The organism is Paracoccus marinaquae, from assembly GCF_018860165.1.
GTDB lineage: Bacteria > Pseudomonadota > Alphaproteobacteria > Rhodobacterales > Rhodobacteraceae > Paracoccus > Paracoccus marinaquae.
This window is the reverse complement of the sequence record NZ_JAHKNG010000115.1, coordinates 1-1,493: the sequence shown is the minus strand read 5'-3', so window position 1 is coordinate 1,493 and position 1,493 is coordinate 1. Positions and strand designations below refer to the sequence as shown.

Here is a 1,493-nt window from a genome sequence, read left to right as displayed (position 1 = left end):
ACATCACCCTGCGGCAAGAGCATCTGATTGCCGAGTTGAACCACGCCCTGCATGGCAAACGGTCGGAAAAGCTGACCGCGGACGAGCGGCAGTTGGCGTTCGAGGATCTGTCCGTCGCCCTGGTCGAGGTGGAAGCGGAGAAGGAAACGCGTGCCGCCAAAGCGGGCGACGGGGCGAGCAGACCCGCGCCCAAGCGCACCATCGGCAACCTGCCGGCCTCGTTGCCGCGCATCGAAGAGGTCATTGAGCCTGACAGCCTGATCTGCCCTTGCGGCTGCGGCCTCATGCACAAGATCGGCGAGGACCGCACGGAGCGGCTGGACATCGTGCCGGCGCAGTTGCGCGTCATCGTTACCGTGCGCCCGAAATATGCCTGCAGGGTATGCACCGACGGAGTGACGCAGGCACCTGCGCCCAGCCATCTGATCATGGGCGGGCTGCCGACCGAGGCAACGCTCGCCCATGTGCTGGTCAGCAAATACGCGGACCATCTGCCTTTATATCGCCAGAGCCAGATACTGGCGCGCGCGGGCCTCGATCTGCACCGTGCGGTGCTGGCCGGCTGGGTCGGCAAGGCCGCGTTCCATCTGAGGCCCGTGGTTGATCGGCTGGCCGAGCATCTGAAACGGTCGGGCAAGCTGTTCATGGACGAAACCACCGCCCCGGTGCTGGACCCGGGGCGCGGGACAACCAAGACCGGATATCTCTGGGCGCTGGCCCGCGACGACCGGCCCTGGGGCGGCGAAGACCCGCCGGGCGTGGTCTACTTCTACGCCCCCGGCCGCGCGGGCGCGCATGCCGAAACCTTCCTCACCGGCTTCGACGGCATTCTGCAGGTCGACGGCTACACGGGCTACAACCGGCTGACCAAACCCTCGCGCAAGGGCGGCGCGCCCATTCGGGTGGCCCATTGCTGGGCCCATGCGCGGCGCAAGCTGAAAGAGGTCTTCGACCGCGACGGTTCCGAGATCGCCGCCGAGGGGCTGCACCGCATCGCCGAAATCTACGCCATAGAGAAAGACATCCGCGGCGCATCCCCCGGTCAACGCCTGTCCGCCCGCCAGGCGCGCACCGCGCCGCTGGTGGCAGCCTTCGGCGAATGGCTTCAGGCACAACGTCGGAAAACCTCCGCCAAATCCCGGCTCGGCGAAAAGCTCACCTACATCCACAACCAATGGGACGGGCTGCAAACCTTCCTGACCGATGGCCGCGTGGAAATCGACTCCAACAGGATCGAAAATCTCGTCAGGCCGATTACCCTCAATCGCAAGAATGCGCTCTTCGCCGGCCACGACGAGGGCGGAGCCGCATGGGGCCGCATCGCGTCGCTGATCGAAACCTGCAAGATCAATGGTATCGAACCCTTCGCCTATCTCAAGGCAACCCTGACCGCCATCGCCAACGGCCATCCGCAAAGCCGCATCGACGACCTCCTGCCGTGGAACTTCAAGACGTCAAGCTGACACGGCGAGTGACGCCCTGAAAACGCTTAC

The 1,493-nt window shown here is 65.2% G+C and carries 1 protein-coding gene; it reads left to right on the top strand.

Going from position 1 to position 1,493, the window contains the following annotated elements; genetic code table 11:
* The coding region (gene tnpC / locus KNW02_RS20530; RefSeq protein ID WP_216035030.1) for an IS66 family transposase at positions 1–1,463 on the top strand (1,463 nt) is incomplete at its 5' end.
* Between the last annotated feature and the right edge of the window lie 30 nt (positions 1,464–1,493).